Consider the following 15,571-nt stretch of genomic DNA (forward strand, 5'->3'; position numbering starts at 1 on the left):
TTCGCGTTCAGAATTATTTATACATAGGGTTTGATCATGCACTTACCAGAAGATAACAGCCAATCTGAACTACAGAAACCAGTTTATCTAGAGCTAAATTTTCAGATTATTTGTGCAGTTGTACTAATTGCTGTTATTGGAGTTTCTAGCGTGACTCCGGCTTTTCCTAAGTTAGCTAAAGATTTAAATATTAACCCGAAAAATTTGGGTTTGTTGATTACAGCATTTACATTCCCATCTCTGATTTTAGGGCCAATTATTGGTATTCTTGCCGATAGATTGGGCAGAAAGATAATTATTGTTCCTTCGCTATTTATATTTGGCATGGCTGGTACTGCTTGCGCCTTCGCCCGTGATTTTAATTTATTACTATGGTTGCGTTTGCTGCAAGGAATTGGTGCTGCTTCTTTGCTTTCTTTGAGTATCACCTTAATCGGCGATTTATACACAGGAGACAGACGGACTACGGCAATGGGTTACAATGCCAGTATCAGCAGTGTCGGCACATCAAGTTATCCAATAATCGGTGGTGCATTAGCTACAATGGGCTGGTATTATCCCTTCATGTTGCCGATATTAGCGATTCCTCTTGGGTTGTTGGTGTTGTTTGCACTTAAGAATCCCGAACCAAAAGGCGAGCGTAACCTCAAAGAGTATTTGAGCAATGCCATAAAAGTTCTGAAAAATCGTCAGCTATTTGGAATTTTTATTGCCAGTGCTGCTAACTTTGTTTTTCTTTACGGTGCTTATGTCACATATTTACCACAACTGATTAACGATACCTTTAAAGCGCCACCCACAATTATTGGATTGCTCCTTTCTAGTGTTTCCGTGGCAATTACGATTACATCTTCCCAGTTAGGTAGATTAGCGAGAAGATTTCCCGCCACAACTTTAATTAGTGCATCTTATGTTTTCTATGCATTAGCAATGTTAATAGTTCCCTTTGTGTCAAATATCTGGTTACTATTAATTCCAAGTACAATTTTTGGGATTGGACTTGGTATCGGTTTTCCTAGCAGCCAAACGCTTTTAGCAGATTTAGCACCAAGAGAATATTTGGCGACGATTATATCGGTAAACGGGACATTCTATGGATTAGGACAAACATTAGGCCCGTTATTGATGGGTTATGCCTTTGGTTTTGGCGGAATTAGTAGTGTGTTTTACGCCGCGACTGGTTTTGCAGTTTTGATATTTTTTGTGTTTAGGTATTGCACTTGTAGGTAATTCGTAATTCGTAATTCGTAATTAGTTTAGGGTGTGAGGGTTTTCTCAATGCGACGATCGGGGATCAGCCAGATGACTGCGACTGAAGCGTATAATGCACAGGCAAACCATGAGTTCATTAAGGCAAGTGGAATTGCTACAGCATAGACAACTACTGATAATTTTCCTTTGAAATCTTCACCAACTGCGATCGCTAGAGTCGAATCCTTGCCGTGGTAAGAAATTAGGGTGCGGGTAAGAATAAAGTAAGCGATCGCATTCAACAACAACACCGTACCATAAAGGGCAACTGGTATGGGAGCAAAGTGATTCTCGCCCATCCAACCAGTGACGAAGGGGATTAATGACAACCAAAACAGCAGATGCAAATTGGCCCAAAGGATACGCCCATTAACCTGTCGGACTGCTTGTAGTAGGTGATGGTGATTGTTCCAGTAGATGCCGATATAAATAAAACTCAACACATAGCTCAGAAATACCGGGATTAGTGGGCGTAGCGCAGCTAAATCCAACCCATGCGGTACTTTGATTTCCAGCACCATGATGGTGATGATGATGGCAATCACCCCATCGCTGAATGCTTCTAATCTCCCTTTTCCCATGTACGCATTCCTTTTCTATTTATTTGAGAGTTAAGTTGTGAGGCTCTGTACTTTATCGTACCAAGTAGCCGCCGTTGATGAAGATTCTCTGCACTCGCAAAATCAAAATATTTAATTCTCACTTGCCAATTTCTGCCGTAATTCCCGAATAGCAGCGCTAGTATTACGCTCGTAGGCAATTTTTAAACATGATAATCTTGCCAACTTCCAGGTAGGCGTACTACCGCACCTGGGGGCAAATGGATTGTATCGGGTGTGACAACAGCAAACATACAACTGAACCTCTACCTCAACTGTAATCCTTTAAATATCAATTGCTGCGGCTGAAAAATACAGCAGCGATAACAATGAAACCTAAAAGTGCTACAGGAACCCAGAGATTAGGGACATCCGATAAACTCATAAATGACTTCCAAATAAGTAGGGTATATGACAATACGGTTCAGTTAACAATACCTTAGCCAAAAAAAGAGTATGAAGAGAGAGTTGGGCGCTCTGTAGTAGAGTTGTTGTCTTCCCAAACGACAACTCAAAAGCTACAATCCGCCCATGCTTGACATCCTATCACTGTTACAATGCCTGCTACCGCAGATCAACGCTACGACGATGCGGCAATTGAACCAAATAATCCTGGGCAGGTAGCAGGGTCTACCCTTGGTTTTTCAAAGTTGGTGTGAAATCCGCGTAATAACCAGCTATTTCTTCACAAGTTCCTCACATTCTTGTTGTAGCTTTCAAAATAGAGGATGTTTGAAAAGTATCCGTTCAATAAATCGGGGCAACCTACCAGTTCAGAAAGATTTTACGCCATTTCAGGCTTTTGACTGAGCAGTTTTCTCTGAATTATTGAACGGTTCCTGTGCAATCATACTTTAAAATCGCTGAAATGCTTATTTTATAAGAATTTTAGCAGTTTTTCACCTCCGTTTTGTTCATAGTTGCTGAGAAATCTGAGTACTGAATTGAAGTATGAAATTAAAAAATCAAAGATTTCAAACTTTTACTCTCTGAGACTCTGCGGCTCTGCATGAGATCAATTCATACTCTTAATCAGCAAAGCCAAGATGCTTTCACTGCAAGTAATAGGGCTTTATTCATCAATTAGATGTAAACCATGAAAAAAAAGATAATTCAGTCTATTTTAGTTTTTCCTTTATCCAGCTTGATGTTGGTCGTTTCGGGATTTACCGCAGTAGAACATAGTTCGGCTGCTACAAACGGATGTTATTGGATGGAAAATTACTCTGGGAAATTTAATTGGGTTCCTGCTGGTTGGGTATCATCGAAGCAAAACTGTTATGCACTAGATAGTTGTGATGGTGGGCTTGGTCAATCTGGCGGCGGTTGTTACAAATGGGCAACAGACGCTCAGGCAAATCGAGAGCCTTGGTTTTCCTGTTATTGGATGGAAAATACCTCTGGGCAATTTAATTGGGTTCCTGCTGGTTGGGTAGCATCTAAGACAGACTGTTATGCACTAGATAGTTGTGATGGTGGGCTTGGTCAATCTGGTGGCGGTTGTTACAAATGGGCATTATCACCCAGTAGCAATAGAGAACCTTGGCACTAACTAAACCGTATTGGGGTTCAATTAATCTTAGCGATGCCTGCGGCGGGCGTAGCCATCGCACTTCGCCTACCCAATTAAGCAAATTCATATCTAGCTAACTTTTTGGGCTTTTCTATCCGTCGAACTCACGTTCCATTAGGAGAAGGGTAAGGACTTTAGTCCTTATAATCCTTGCTTTGAGCGATAAATCGCTGACTCCAAAATAGGATTTTATTTTATGTTGAATTATACCTAGCTACTTAAGTCTTCTTTTAACTTCCTCAGCTAAATTTTCTAGTAGCACTTCTACTTGCTCGCCTGTTTTCAAATCTTTGAGCGATGACTTTTGTGCTGCTGCTTCTTCAGAACCAATAATTACGCAAAATTGAATTCCTTGCTTGTCTGCTAATTGAAATTGTTTACCCAAGGGACGCTTATCAAAGTTAGTTATCACATTAATTCCCGCCTGACGCAGATGTTGAGAAACTTTTAAATAAGTAGGCATTAAATCTTCTTGCATATTCACTACCATCACTTGGGCTGGTGTAGCAGCTAAGGTATTTAGAATACCAGCTTTTAACAAACGACTAATTAAACGAGTTAAGCCGATAGAAATACCAACACCAGGCATTTTTTCGCCCAAAAAGACCCCGACTAATTCTTCATATCTCCCGCCAGAACAAATACTACCTAAAGCTTCATGTCCTAATAAAGTTGTTTCGTAAACTGTGCCAGTATAGTAATCAAGACCACGGGCAATGGATAAATCAATACAGAAACGGTTTTCGGCAACTCCAAGATTACGCACCCCAGCAATTACTGTTTCTAATTCGGTAACTCCTAAACTCAATTGCTCGGTTTCTGGCAGATTTTGGGCGAGGTGCTTGAGCTTATCTAAGACTTCATCAACGGAACCGTCAATTTTAATAAACTCAATAATTTTTTGTGACTGTTCTGCGGCAATTTCTTCTTTTTCTAAATCTTGTTTGACTTTACTTTCACCAATCTTTTCTAGAGTATCAACAATACCAATACAAGATTTAATTTGATTTTCAGCAATTCCCAATGATTGAAAGAAGCCAGTAAGAACTTTTCGGTTATTGATGCGAATCAGAAAATCACCAATATTAATTGCTTCAAATATTTCAGTGATAATTGCAGGCATCTGAGCATCATAGAGCAAGCTGAGTTCACGACGCGCAACTACATCAATATCACACTGACGGAACTGACGAAAACGCCCATCTTTTGCCCGTTCTCCCCGAAAAACTACATCGGTTTGGTAGCGGGCAAAGGGAAAGGTTAATTCATTCAGGTGACGGGCAATATACGCCGCTAAAGGAACTGTTTGATCGAACTTCAAAGCTCTTGCTTCCGAACCTGTTTCGCCCGATCTATCTCTCTCGGCTTGTCGATTTGGTGGCAATATAGGATCAATTCCATAAATGATATTATCGCCTTGATTTCCTTTAGCTTGTAGCACTTCTAAACGTTCTACAGCAGGTGTTTCGATGGGCGTAAATCCATAGCTTTCAAAAACTCTACGGATGATATCTAGCAAATATAATTCTAGACGCTTTTCGCTAGGAAGAAATTCTGGAAACCCGCTAGGGGTAGAAAAGTTTATTTTGTCACCTTTGGCCATGTATGTACCTTACTAAGTTGAGATTGGGGATAAAAGCCTAATGACTGGAAGTCGTGGCTACATAAACAAAGTCCGCACAACGACCGACTTCAGTGACCACCTGCGCGGACTGGAGAATAATAAGCGTTTATCTTTGAGGGGAGAAATGAAATTATAACTTGATGTGAAGCATAACGAATTCCGCTTTTTTTTCAAGCGATGCCTGCGGCAGGCTACGCCGACGATAAATGCGTAGGCTTCTAATGTTCTTCTGTATCCACACCAATATCTTTCGTCAGTCCCGCCGCTTGCGATCGCCAGTTGACGCTTTTATTGTCCACGCCCTGGCTTGCAATCTGCAAAACCCAATGCCTCTGTATCGAGAAAACTTGCGATCGCCATCTCAATAACTGCTTCGATTGGATATTCAATTTTAGTAGCACGAGTAATTAGAGCGGCGTGAATTCGTTCAGGTAAGCATCCCAAAATAACTTCGGCATCATTGGGGGAAAGTTGCTCTTGGAGTTTTGCTTGCATCGCTTTACTACCCTTCGGTTGGAATTTGGACGTTGTAAGGAGGTTCGGTAGCTCTTAAAATAATGGCTTCTAGCTCCAATAGTAACGTAGGGTTTTCCCAATGTGAAATCAATTGCACTGCGATTCGCACATCTTCATCGTTATACTTATCGAGCCACGCCCACAAAAAAGCTTTGTGTCCACCACTGAAACGCCCCCGCAAGCTTTTGGTTTTACCGATGTACAGCAATCCGTCAGTTCTGTGCCTGATTGCATAGATGCCAGGACGAGCCGGAATACTGCCAAATTCACAGGTCAAGGTTTGGCATTGTTCAAAAGGAATGAAAGCGATCGCATCCAGAATTCTCCGAGCTTGAGCTTGAAGTTCAGAATCATATCATGTCCGCTTGATTGCTTATTAAACCCGAAGAACCCCACCCCCGCCAAAGCTACGCTTTGTCTCCCCTCCCGAAGAGCGGAGAGCAGGGTGGATTAATTGTCGAGAGAGAAAATATAACATAGAAGGATGATTCCTTAAGAAAAACACGGTTCTCCCAGAGGAAAGTTAGGAATGAATTTAATCGAAGCAATCCAAGGGGTTCCCGATTATCGACATGCTAGAGGTATTAGACATAGACTTTGGATAATACTAACTATAGTTTTGTTAGGTAGTTGTACAGGATATTGGGGGTATAAACCTTTAGCTGAGTTCACAAAAAATCATCGATTATCTCTAATCAAATTATTAGATTTATCTCCAGATATTCAATTTCCGTCAGCATCAACATTCAGAAATATTATGATGTCAATTGATTTTCAGATATTAGCTGAACTGTTTAACGTCTGGGCAGAAAAGAGTTTGCCAATTAATTTCAAAGAATTATTTGCCATCGATGGGAAATGTATTAAAAGTACTGTAACCGGGGGAAATCAATCCTATCAAAACTTTGTGAGTATCGTTTCAGTTTTCAGTTTATAGTCATCAGCAAGGATGGGTAATCAGACATCAAGCTATGGAAAATAACAAAAACAGTGAGATTAGTGTGGTAGAAGAGCTAATTAAAAAGCTTTATGGGCATCATATCGTGATTACAGCCGATGCACTACATTGCCAAAAAAAACTGTTGAGCTGATTATCGAGGGAGAAAATGACTACATTATTACTATTAAAAGAAACCAGCCAAATCTCCTGAAAGTAGCTACTGAGCTAGCTGAATCCTCAATCGCTATCGATACCAATTACCATGATGAAAATTTACATGGACGAAAGACTACTCGTCAAGTCAAAGTCTATCCAATTCCATTTGAGTCACTACCTGATTGGGTTGGCGCTAAAAGTTTAATTGAGGTTAACAGATATGGAACTCGACCTCAAGGATAGAATTGTCGTCGCCAGATTGTTGACTATCATGAACAACACTTTTATTTAAGTAGCTGAAATTATTCAGCTTCAGAATTCGCGGAGATTATTCGTGGTCATTGGTCAATTGAAAATCAACTTCATTGGGTCAAGGATGTAACTTTAAATGAAGATAACTGTATTCATACTGGCGGTTTTTCACCAGCTAATTGGGCGATGGTCAGACAGTTTTTAGTTTCCCTGGCTCGTCAGTTAAATTGTCGGACTCTTCCCGAAGCGTTAAGGCTGATGGCTAACCAACTTCAAATGATTTTTGATGCGCTATTTGACCACTCCGACTCCTTTTGCCCAATGCCTGTGAGTCCAATGGTCGAGTGAGAAAACTTTTTCTCGCCCGACAATTAATCCACCCTGCCTCCCGAAGAGCGGAGAGGGGGATTAAGGGGTGGGGTGCAATGACTGTGGTTAGCATAACTAATTATGCGGACATGATATGACGCACCAAACAAACGATATAAGGAACTTCGCCACTTTTGGTTGCTTTGGGAGTAATGCTCTGCTCTAACTGATCAATTTCCGCCTCAGTAAACTGCGACAGTTTGTAGTTTGAGTCTTTAAGGATATCGGCTAGGTTCATCAGGCGCTACAGGATCTACATAAAGGCTTAGTCCGTTATAGAGTGTAACGCTATTGTAAAAACTGACCTAGAGGTTTTCTTAATAGTTTGAAGGCAACTTCCTAATTCTAAATATATAAGAATATAAGAGATGCCAAAATTGAAGCGAAGCATTGATGCGATGCCAACTCTTGGAGACGCTTTGCGTAGCTTGCTTCTCCAAAGGAGTACGGCTGCAAGCTACGCTATTAGTTACGGTAATGAGTTGCATGGTGATGATGGCATTGGTCACTCCCCATTCCCAAACCACCAAGGGTCATTAGTAGCGTTAGTTTTGATCAAAATAGCTTTTTTTCGCATAAACCGTTTCAGCGCCGCCACACCCATGCGTGAACCTCCCATACCGGAGAATTTGAAGGCATTTTTCTCTCCCTCGTGCATGATGGCGGTGAGTCCAGCATCATTGATACTAATCGCACCTGCATCTATCTGGTGGGCAACTTCTAAGGCTTCTATTTCCGAGGCAAATACAGCAGCACTTAATCCATAGATTGAATCATTTGCTAAAGACACCGCTTCCTCTACTGTAGAAAAGGGCATTATTGGCATAATGGGGCCGAAAGTCTCTTCGGTCATCACTTTCATGGAATGATTAACTTGGGTAAGCACTGTTGGACGACACCACCAACCCCCACCTAAATCCTCGATGACACCGCCGCAGTGAATTACTGCTCCTTTTTCAACTGCATCTATGAGATGATCGCTAATAATGGCTGCTTGTCTTTCGGCAACGATCGGGCCAATTTCTCCACTTTCGACTGTGGGATAGGCTAGCTCAAGGCGATGTGCTTTGGCTACTAGTTGATGGTAAAACTTTTCAAATATGGAGTCTGCAACGTAAATTCGCTCAATTGAGAGGCATGACTGTCCGGTGTTGGCGACGGAAGCCCACAAGATTGCTGAGGTTGCTAATTCTAAATTGGCTGATTCTAAAACGATCGCAGGATCTTTTCCTCCTAATTCCAAAAAAGCTGGAATAAACTGTTTTGCAGCTCCCTGTGCAATTTTTCTCCCTGTGGCGACACTGCCTGTAAAACATACCAAATCTACATTTTCAATTAAAGTAGATCCGGTTGCACCTGCTCCTTCCACAAAAGTTAATACCTCGTGCAATTTGGGAACAGTATTGAGTGCTGTAATCAGCGGTGCTACGAAGCGGGGAGTGATTTCACTGGGTTTGACAATGACAGCACAACCTGCCAACAATGCCGGAATGGTATCAACAGTAGACAGTGACAGCGGAAAATTCCACGGGCTAATTACCCCAACTAAGGGATAAGGAACAGATGTTTGTTGCAAGGCAATAAAGGGAATGGCTGTATTTTTTGCCGATTCTTGCAGCAATTCCGGTGCTAACCGACACCAGCGATCAATGCTGGAGAGTAAGGAGTCTATTTCTAATACCGAGGCTGACAATCTTCCTGTATCATTTACCAATGCTTCCGTGAGGCGATCGCGTCCAGATATGATCGCATCTTTCCACTGCTGTAAAGCTTCAATTCTCCCCTCTAAGCCCAATTTCTGCCAGCGAACTTGTGCCCGACGCGTCCGCTTACATTGCTGTACCACCAACCTTGGAGGCTGCGGGATAATTACGTAGTCAAATTTTCCAGTTCGGGGATTGCGGACTTCTATTGGTTTTGTCATTTGTCATTTGTCATTTGTTATTACTTCCTAATCCCCAATTTCCATTCCCAAATTCAAATCATCCCCAGTTGCTTAAGCACTCAATGGTGGTTTGCTGTGTTTGCGGTCTACTTCTCTTTCCAGCATAGTATTAGCAGGGTAAAAGTGTGATTGGCGATCGCAAGTGAAGGTTGATTGCATAACAGGTAACTTGCGATGCTAAAGCGCAGTATGATTCTAAATTAGTGGACATAGAAGATTGAGAGTCATAACAAATGACCAATACTTCTCTACGAGAGGCTACGCCAATGACTACGCGGTAGTTGAATCTCGACTTACCTCGACTTCGCTCGGCACAAGTCGCTTGATTACGGCGCAGTCGAAACTCAGCACAAGTGACTAATGACAAATGACCAATGACAAATGACTAATTTAGAGAATGCGATCGCCACCCCAGAGCGATCGCACAAGTTTCTCTGTCAATTCGGAGCCAAATATCTGTGCGGCAAATTTATTACCTGGATCGCGTTCAGCACTGATACGGCGGAGCGCTAAATCACGAGCAGCTAAAGTTTCTCGTGCATCTTCTGGCACAGGTTCAGCTGCATCTACCCAAGTTAACCAGCGATCAAGTGTTTCGTGTGCAAGTGTGCGAGTTAGTTCGAGAGTTTCAAAAGTAGGTGCGCCTGTGTAACACAAGCTAACAGGCGATTGAAATAGGCGAATATACGCACTTTTGCTAGTAAATACCTTGAGCCGCGAATCTTGCTGTAACTTTAAGAATGTTTCATTAACTGGCTCATAGTAGCGATCTAGAGATGCCAAATCGGTTAAAAGCTCAGTTCGGGGAATGTAATCTATATAAAAGAAAATATTTGGAAGTGTGCCAAACTCGAAGGCCAAATGAGGAACCTGAATATGGGACTTCAACCAAGTAGTGAGACGCATAGTCCCAAAGTTTGATTTTTCCGGGTTTCCCAACCACGAATGCACTAGCCAGTCAATTTCTTCCCCAGAAAAAGCGGTTAGCGAACCCTTCATGTTGCCATCAAGACTGCTGTATTGCTGTAAATTTTCTACAGAAGGGTCTGGATGTAACTGAAAACGAGCCTCTAATTTTTGGCGGAGTTCCTTTGTAATCTCCCACAACTGCTCAAATACAGCTTTATTGTCTAAATCAGTTGGTTGCTGAGTCATGGTTTGAGTTTGCAGTTTTTCTATAAACTTCATATTTAGTTTGACACTTTCCGGGATCTAATTCGTTACTTGTATCGAGCAACGCATTCATCGAATTCAAGACTGTGAGAAATAGTCCATCAACAAAGCGCGATCGAGCTATTGCAGCAACATCTTTTTCACAGCAGAGTTGCAGCAATTTATAGCAATCCTAAATCATTTGTGAAGAATTAGATCCCCGACTTCTCGAAGAAGTAGGGGATCTGGAACCGCGCATTTTCACAAATCAAATAGGATTACTATATCTCAGTCGATGATTTTTCATTTAGATGCTTTTGCTCTTAGCACAAGCTTCAGTGATAATACTGGAATTTTATGTAAAATTATTTTTTATATACTTAATTATAAAAATCAAAATAATTTTGTTGAGAATTATAGACAAATTATAAGAAAAACAAATATTAATAAGTTAGTTGTTTGATTATAAATATACATAATATGGCTTTTAATTTAGATAAAGCTTTTCAAATAGATATCGCTCAAATGAATTTGAAAAAAGCACATTCATTAGTATTTAGGTTACATTGTGAGCCGAAAATGCCTTTTGTCATTTGGCTGCTAGAGAATCCTAATAGCATAATGGCATTACCTGGAAAAATTAGTCTGCTCCATCATGATTATATTCACATACTTTTAGATAGAGGGATTTCTTCTCAAGATGAAGCTTTTGTCATAGGATTTACAATGGGTAATGACTTAAAGACCAATCAACTACATTTGTTCATCTATCAATTCTTTGCTAAATTTATATATCCAGTTCCTTATAATTTTTCCAGGCTAGACTTTATGAGTTTTAAATTAGGATTTGTTTATGGCAGAAAGATTAAAATTAAACAAATAAATGAAATTGACTTTGAAATTTACCAAAATGAAACCATAGGATTTTTGAGAAACTTTTTCGGTATCAATACTGATGAATCTAGACTTATGCAAGAGTATTAATGGCGACAAAAATTAATTAAAATATATCTAAAAAAAGAGTATTAAAATGCACCTACCTTATAAACTGAGATTTGCTTCCTCTCAACTAATAACCGTCACAGTACTGCTTACTCTGCTCTTATTCATTCCTCAAATTTGGCTAAACTTGCAAGCATATTATAACTTCAATAGTATTACTAAAAATGAATTTAAACTTCAAATATTAAGTGATGGAATTACTTATTTTGATGAAGTACTAACCATGTCAGCCCGCATGAATGCTGCTACAGGAAACACTATTTGGGAACAACGATATCGCCAATTTGAACCTAAGCTTGATATTGCTATTAAAGAATCGATTAAACTAGCTCCTAAAGCATATAAAAATGAGGATACAAAGAAAATTGATGCTGCTAATCAGCGCCTAGTCGCAATGGAATATCAATCTTTTGATTTAGTTAAGAAAAATCAAAAAGAGACAGCACAACAACTACTTTTTAGCCGCGAATATGAAACTCAGAAGCAAATTTATGCTGATGGGGTGATGAAAAGAAAGTCTAATATATCGCTTCAATTACAGCAGAAAGTTGATGAATATTATCAAAGCATCCTATGGGCAATTTCGGAGTCTATTATAAGTTTAGCAATGCTGATTCCGGCATGGCTTTTAGTATTGCATTTATTACAGCAATACTTAAAAGCTAAAAAAATTGCTCAAGCCGCTTTAGAAGAAACAAATTCTCGATTGGAAATGCAAGTTGCGGAGAGAACGGCAAAATTAAAACATAAAAATGTTCAGCTACAAAATACACTGCAAGAATTGCAACACACTCAAGTACAACTTATTCAAACTGAAAAAATGTCTTCATTAGGTCAGCTAGTTGCTGGTGTTGCTCATGAAATCAATAATCCAGTTAATTTTATTTATGGTAATCTGATGCATATTAGAGAATATAGTCAGCAATTACTAACTTTAATTAAACTGTATCAGCAACAATATTCTAGTGAGAAATCAGAAATAACTACTTTAATTAATGAGATAGATTTAGAGTTTATTGTTGATGATATGCCGAAAATCTTATCATCAATGGCAGTTGGTACTGAACGTATTCGTGAAATTGTACTAACTTTGCGTAACTTCTCGCGCCTTGATGAAGCAGAAATGAAATTTGTTGATATTCATGAAGGAATTAATAGCACCCTATTAATTTTACAGTATCGTTTCAAAGAAAATCATAAACAGCAGGAAATTGCAATTATCAAAGATTATGGTGATTTACCTCTTGTTGAATGTTATGCAGGAGGATTAAATCAAGTATTTATGAATATTCTCAGTAACGCTATTGATGCTTTACATCAACGGGAAGTAGAGTGTTTAAAAAGAGATATTGAAAGACAGCTTAATTCTATTATTATTCATACTCAAGTTAAAAATGAAGAGTTTGTAGTTATTAGTATAAAAGATAATGGTTTAGGAATAACTGAAAAAGATCAAGCTAGATTATTTGACCCTTTCTTTACTACTAAACCTATAGGTAAAGGTACTGGTTTAGGATTATCTATTAGTTACGAGATTATAGTGGAAAAACATCAAGGAAAAATTCAGTGTATTTCTCTACCTGGTAAGGGTACAGAGTTTATCATTGAGATTCCTATCAAGCAGACACGTTAAATAGTTACCCATTGATAGAGAGGCATTTTTGCTATTTTAATTATTACTAATAGAAAATCCTCGACGCGTAGGTTTAACATTAGCTAACTCCACCTGAAAAGTTATCTTGTCACTCATTTCCCCGCTTTTCGCTTCCAAAGTCCACTTACCAGGACGCAAATTCCAAAATAAAGAATTAGCTGAGTTTGTATCTAACTTTTCGCCATTTAACCACCACTCCACTGGTGTAGATTTATTTCCCGCTAGCTTAAATTCGAGTTTTTGCTGTGCTTCTTCACCAGGATAAACTAAAAATAAATCGCCATGATGCGGAGATAAAATTCTCAACCTGGCAGAAGTAAAATTTGACTGCTGTTGTTTTGCTAACCATTCATCATACTCTGGTGGTAAATTGAATTGATTGTCACGTTCGTAATTACTTTTATCTTCAGGATAGAAATATTCTTGCACCACTGAGGTACAATCTGGTGTGGGTCGTAATCCAGAAATTGCACAAACAGGTAATTGCACTAAACCTTTTGGAGATGGAAAAGCTGCTGGTTCTTGATGTTCGTGCAGATGTAACATAATTCGATTCCATAAAGGTGCTGCGCCCGTCACACCTGAAACCTGTCGCATCGGTTCACCGTTAAAATTGCCTACCCAAGTAGCGACGGTATAATCTGTGGTGAAGCCAACAGTCCAAGTATCACGAAAATTGGAAGAAGTGCCAGTTTTAACAGCAACAGGAAAGGGTAAATTTAACACCGAGTCTACACCAAATGCTGTTGCACGAGCATAGCTGTCACTGAGTATATTGGTGATTAATTGCCATATTGTCGGATTTTGGACTTCGACTTCTCTCCGAGACGCTACGCGAACGTTCAGTCGAACGATTTGAGATTTGGGACTTTGACTTTGCTCAGTCGAACGATTTTGAATTGGGGAATTGGAAAATGTGCTTACTAAAGGAATCGCCTCTCCTTGTCGTGCTATGGTCAGGTAAGCACGGGCTAATTCCCAAAGACTGACTTCGCCACTACCTAGAGTCAAACCTAAACCATAATGTTCTGGAGTTTGATTGAGGTGTTCAAATCCCAGTTGATGCAGTCGTTCTAAAAAAGTTTCCACACCAACTTTTTCTAACACCTTTATTGCAGGTACATTTAAAGAATTTGCTAAAGCGATTCGCACCCGCACCGGGCCAAGAAATCTTTCGGTGTAATCTGTGGGGCTGTAAAGTTTCGCGCCGGGAATTGCATAATGGGCGGGTACATCTGCCAAAATGGTGTTTGGGCGAATTAAACCTTTTTCTAAAGCTAGTTCATAGACAAAAGGCTTGAGGGTAGAACCTGGTTGACGTAGCGCTTGCACTCCATCATTGCGTCCCAGTTTGGCTTCATTAAAGTAATCAGGTGAACCGACATAAGCCAAAACTTCACCAGTCTGGTTATCAATCACCAACGCAGCTGCATCATGAACATTGTTAGCGGCTAGGGAAGAAATTATCTGCTGTACCTGTGCTTCGACAAACTGCTGCAAAGGGCGATTTATAGTCGTGCGGATGGGGGAATTTTGTTCTGTTTGCGTCTTATCAAACTGATTGGCTAACCAAAATAAAAAGTGTGGTGCAGCGATAATTCCCCGCTGGCGAGATTGAAACACAACTTTTTCGGTGTGTGTTCGGGTAGCAATCGCTCCACTAATATACTTTTCCTGTATCATCCGATTAAGGACGTATTTTTGTCGCTGCTTCAGCCGTTCCCAATGTTCGTAAGGATTGAAATATGTGGGATTATTGGGAATAGCAGCCAACAAACTAGCTTGAGCAAGATTCAATTCACTAGCAGGGATGGAAAAATAAGTCTGCGCGGCTGCTTCCACACCATATATATTCCCGCCCATTGGCAGGCGATTGATATATGCAGAGAGAATTTCATCTTTATTCATCCCTGCTACTAACCGCCAAGATAGCCAAATCTCTTGCATTTTACCTGACAGAGTACGCGGGACGGGTTGTAACATCCGCGCCAACTGCATAGTAATTGTGGAAGCACCGGAAACAATACGTTTCGCGTGAATGGCTTCTTTGCTAGCGCGGATAACAGCTTTCATATCCAAGGCCCCATGATGATAAAAACTGCCATCTTCGGCGGCTAAAATAGCATGAATAAACTGGGGCGAAACCTGATTTAGGGGTACTACTGATGTATGTTCTTGGTCACGGGTGAGCAATGTTCCTAATGGTAAACCATTGCGATCGCTAAATTGCATTGCCAACTGATTTTGGGCAATATCTGCGGCCCGAATGGGCGCAAAATAAGGGAGTAAGCGTACCACCAGACAGATTAACAGCACAGCTAGGATAATTTTACTAGTGCGCTTAAGTTTGAGTAGCGATCGTAAAATGAGTTTCATCAGGGAATCCCTGCCCAAGAAAACCTACCTTAATCTTGACGCAGCGATTACATCTACATCAGTAAATATTTCAAATCCTTAATAATTAATTTTTACTAACTGAGCAGATGTAAATTAATGTTTGCGAAATTTAAATACTTCTTTATAGTTAAGAATTGTAGT

At 40.1% G+C, this 15,571-nt stretch carries 15 protein-coding genes; 7 read left to right on the plus strand and 8 right to left on the minus strand.

Annotated elements, in window-relative coordinates; translation table 11 throughout:
• Nucleotides 1-36: 36 nt before the first annotated feature.
• Nucleotides 37-1,230, plus strand: a complete 1,194-nt coding sequence (locus tag QUD05_RS31180) for an MFS transporter (protein WP_289799430.1) — start codon at nucleotides 37-39, stop codon at nucleotides 1,228-1,230.
• Nucleotides 1,231-1,256: 26 nt separating this feature from the next.
• Here the strand turns inward: QUD05_RS31180 and QUD05_RS31185 are convergent, their stop codons facing one another.
• Complete coding sequence (locus tag QUD05_RS31185; RefSeq protein WP_289799431.1) at nucleotides 1,257-1,832, minus strand: TMEM175 family protein; 576 nt, start codon at nucleotides 1,830-1,832, stop codon at nucleotides 1,257-1,259.
• 1,114 nt (nucleotides 1,833-2,946) lie between these two features.
• Here QUD05_RS31185 and QUD05_RS31190 point away from each other — a divergent pair.
• Nucleotides 2,947-3,402, plus strand: a complete 456-nt coding sequence (locus tag QUD05_RS31190; protein WP_289799432.1) for a hypothetical protein — start codon at nucleotides 2,947-2,949, stop codon at nucleotides 3,400-3,402.
• Nucleotides 3,403-3,637: 235 nt separating this feature from the next.
• On the opposite strand, the gene hisS is transcribed toward QUD05_RS31190, so the two are convergent.
• The 3 genes from hisS to QUD05_RS31205 all read right to left on the minus strand — a co-directional run bounded on the left by hisS (nucleotide 3,638) and on the right by QUD05_RS31205 (nucleotide 5,840).
• Nucleotides 3,638-5,026 (minus strand): histidine--tRNA ligase, encoded by a 1,389-nt coding sequence (hisS, locus tag QUD05_RS31195; protein WP_289799433.1) that lies wholly within the window; start codon nucleotides 5,024-5,026, stop codon nucleotides 3,638-3,640.
• Between the two features lie 309 nt (nucleotides 5,027-5,335).
• The gene (locus tag QUD05_RS31200) at nucleotides 5,336-5,542 is read right to left on the minus strand and encodes a hypothetical protein (RefSeq protein WP_289799434.1); all 207 of its coding nucleotides are present in this window, start codon (nucleotides 5,540-5,542) and stop codon (nucleotides 5,336-5,338) included.
• Nucleotides 5,543-5,549: 7 nt separating this feature from the next.
• Complete coding sequence (locus QUD05_RS31205; protein ID WP_289799435.1) at nucleotides 5,550-5,840, minus strand: GIY-YIG nuclease family protein; 291 nt, start codon at nucleotides 5,838-5,840, stop codon at nucleotides 5,550-5,552.
• A gap of 252 nt (nucleotides 5,841-6,092) precedes the next feature.
• On the opposite strand from QUD05_RS31205, the gene QUD05_RS31210 reads away from it, so the two are divergent.
• The 3 genes from QUD05_RS31210 to QUD05_RS31220 all read left to right on the plus strand — a co-directional run bounded on the left by QUD05_RS31210 (nucleotide 6,093) and on the right by QUD05_RS31220 (nucleotide 7,259).
• Nucleotides 6,093-6,500, plus strand: coding sequence for a transposase family protein (locus QUD05_RS31210; RefSeq protein ID WP_289795575.1), 408 nt, complete (start codon nucleotides 6,093-6,095; stop codon nucleotides 6,498-6,500).
• Between the two features lie 129 nt (nucleotides 6,501-6,629).
• Nucleotides 6,630-6,902 (plus strand): hypothetical protein, encoded by a 273-nt coding sequence (locus QUD05_RS31215; RefSeq protein ID WP_289794483.1) that lies wholly within the window; start codon nucleotides 6,630-6,632, stop codon nucleotides 6,900-6,902.
• Between the two features lie 195 nt (nucleotides 6,903-7,097).
• Complete coding sequence (locus QUD05_RS31220; protein WP_289794484.1) at nucleotides 7,098-7,259, plus strand: hypothetical protein; 162 nt, start codon at nucleotides 7,098-7,100, stop codon at nucleotides 7,257-7,259.
• Between the two features lie 100 nt (nucleotides 7,260-7,359).
• Here QUD05_RS31220 and QUD05_RS31225 read toward each other — a convergent pair whose 3' ends face one another.
• The 3 genes from QUD05_RS31225 to QUD05_RS31235 form a co-directional block, all read right to left on the minus strand.
• Nucleotides 7,360-7,518: a hypothetical protein gene (locus QUD05_RS31225; protein ID WP_289799436.1), complete on the minus strand. Its 159-nt coding sequence runs from the start codon at nucleotides 7,516-7,518 to the stop codon at nucleotides 7,360-7,362.
• 267 nt (nucleotides 7,519-7,785) lie between these two features.
• Nucleotides 7,786-9,204, minus strand: a complete 1,419-nt coding sequence (locus QUD05_RS31230) for an aldehyde dehydrogenase family protein (protein ID WP_289799437.1) — start codon at nucleotides 9,202-9,204, stop codon at nucleotides 7,786-7,788.
• A gap of 411 nt (nucleotides 9,205-9,615) precedes the next feature.
• Entirely contained in the window at nucleotides 9,616-10,380 is a 765-nt protein-coding gene (locus QUD05_RS31235; RefSeq protein ID WP_289800125.1) for a red chlorophyll catabolite reductase, read from the minus strand.
• Between the two features lie 477 nt (nucleotides 10,381-10,857).
• On the opposite strand from QUD05_RS31235, the gene QUD05_RS31240 reads away from it, so the two are divergent.
• Together QUD05_RS31240 and QUD05_RS31245 are read left to right on the plus strand one after the other, a co-directional pair.
• Nucleotides 10,858-11,361, plus strand: a complete 504-nt coding sequence (locus QUD05_RS31240) for a hypothetical protein (RefSeq protein WP_289799438.1) — start codon at nucleotides 10,858-10,860, stop codon at nucleotides 11,359-11,361.
• Nucleotides 11,362-11,407: 46 nt separating this feature from the next.
• Nucleotides 11,408-13,012 (plus strand): sensor histidine kinase, encoded by a 1,605-nt coding sequence (locus QUD05_RS31245; protein ID WP_289799439.1) that lies wholly within the window; start codon nucleotides 11,408-11,410, stop codon nucleotides 13,010-13,012.
• Nucleotides 13,013-13,048: 36 nt separating this feature from the next.
• Here the strand turns inward: QUD05_RS31245 and pbpC are convergent, their stop codons facing one another.
• Nucleotides 13,049-15,409: a penicillin-binding protein 1C gene (gene pbpC, locus QUD05_RS31250; RefSeq protein ID WP_289799440.1), complete on the minus strand. Its 2,361-nt coding sequence runs from the start codon at nucleotides 15,407-15,409 to the stop codon at nucleotides 13,049-13,051.
• Between the last annotated feature and the right edge of the window lie 162 nt (nucleotides 15,410-15,571).

Source organism: Nostoc sp. GT001 (genome assembly GCF_030382115.1).
Taxonomy (GTDB): Bacteria; Cyanobacteriota; Cyanobacteriia; order Cyanobacteriales; family Nostocaceae; genus Nostoc.